Genomic DNA, 1,502 nt, shown 5'->3' on the forward strand with positions numbered 1-1,502 from the left:
GAAACAGCTGCGGAAAGCCTGTACTGGGTAGGCATATATTTTGATCATTGCATCAATCAATGCTCTTGTGCTTGGCCCAATCTTTGATGCTTTCTGCTGGAAGTATGGAACATTCCAGTAGCCGTAATCACCGTATTCTGCAGGCATATCGGAAGGAATAATAACCCACTCCTTAGGCGTATAGCTTCTTTTATGCGTACGGATATGATCTCCGTTTTTGTTGTAGACAAAGATTTCTTTCTCTCCAACACGTATCTCAACTTCCTTTTTTAAATACTTTCTAGGCATGCTATAATGGACCTTGTCGAAGGTGAAGGAGAAGTCTTGTGCTCCTTTAACAAGCTTTCGCTCAAGGTACTCGAATTTATTGAGCGGAAGAGGCAGAAGAGTCTCCTTCTCTTCTGTTTTAAAGAGGTCAGCACGAGAATAAGATAATCCTTCGAAGTTTCTGTTGTTCTCTTTAGCTACCTTCTGTTGAAGAACACGATTAAGTTCCTCGAGAGAATAAAAGATCATTTCCTCCATCTCTACTAAGATGTGCATGGTCACGATCTTTACATGGCCTTCGACGACCGGTTTCCAGCGAGGTGACTTAACCTTTGCTGGAGTGATAACAGTATCATTATGTTCAGCCCATGCCTGATAATCCTTGTTAAGTTCAGGACTGATCCAGTCCCTGTTCTTGTTTACAGCAACCTTGCAGTTGTCTGGAGTGATGGTTGGTGTAATGCCACCAAAGAAATCCAACGCATTGTTGTTGACTCTGATCCAATTCCGAATATCGCAGTCAATCATACCTTCGGCATAAAAGTAATCACTGTAGGTAAGAGCTGCAATAAATATGGTCACCTTCGTTGTCTCATTTGGATACCGACGGTTGTGGATCAGAAGCTGTTTGCCTGCATAATCGAGTTCCAGGTTAACTCCTGGGTATCTCTGGATATGAAAAGTGATGTGCTTTGAATCAGTCCATTCGGAGTAACGCCTGCAATACTGACGATAACTGTACGGTTTCTTGCCATCAACCACTCCAACAGCATTATATTTCTGCCAGAGATGTTTCAGTGTCTCGCCCTTGCGAGCCAATGCTTTATATACGGCTTCTTTGTTGAAGTCGCGGTAAAGCTGCAGATCGGCGGATACACCAGACTTTTTATAGAGCAGAGACTCTATATACTCATTGGTAACATCCTCTTTGAGAGGATAAGAGAGCTCCTGACATTCTCTGAAACGTCTTAGGAACTCATTCACTGCTGATTTGCTGCAGTCTCCACAGCTATCAGCGATTTCACGGCCGCTGAGATTATTCACGTAGTGAAGTCTCAGTATTTTCTTGTAATCCATTTCGGACCTCCTAAAAATAGTATTTCTTCCGGTTCGGAAGATACTACTATTATAAAGGACTGGACTGGCCGTTTAATATGGCACACACCGACCGTTAATTATGGCAAGGTGCGACCGCCTAATATGGCACAGTTGGCCGTTCCAGGAGACAATCTGCA

1 protein-coding gene is annotated in these 1,502 nt (G+C 43.3%); it reads right to left on the bottom strand.

Features of this window, described 5'->3' with window-relative positions; genetic code table 11:
* Positions 1-1,344: IS21 family transposase (gene istA, locus ACTNBF_RS16425; protein WP_441089699.1), on the bottom strand; the 1,344-nt coding region annotated here is incomplete at its 3' end.
* Positions 1,345-1,502: the final 158 nt, after the last annotated feature.

The sequence above is a fragment of the Bariatricus sp. HCP28S3_A4 genome (genome assembly GCF_052066395.1).
Classification (GTDB): Bacteria; Bacillota; Clostridia; order Lachnospirales; family Lachnospiraceae; genus Allocoprococcus.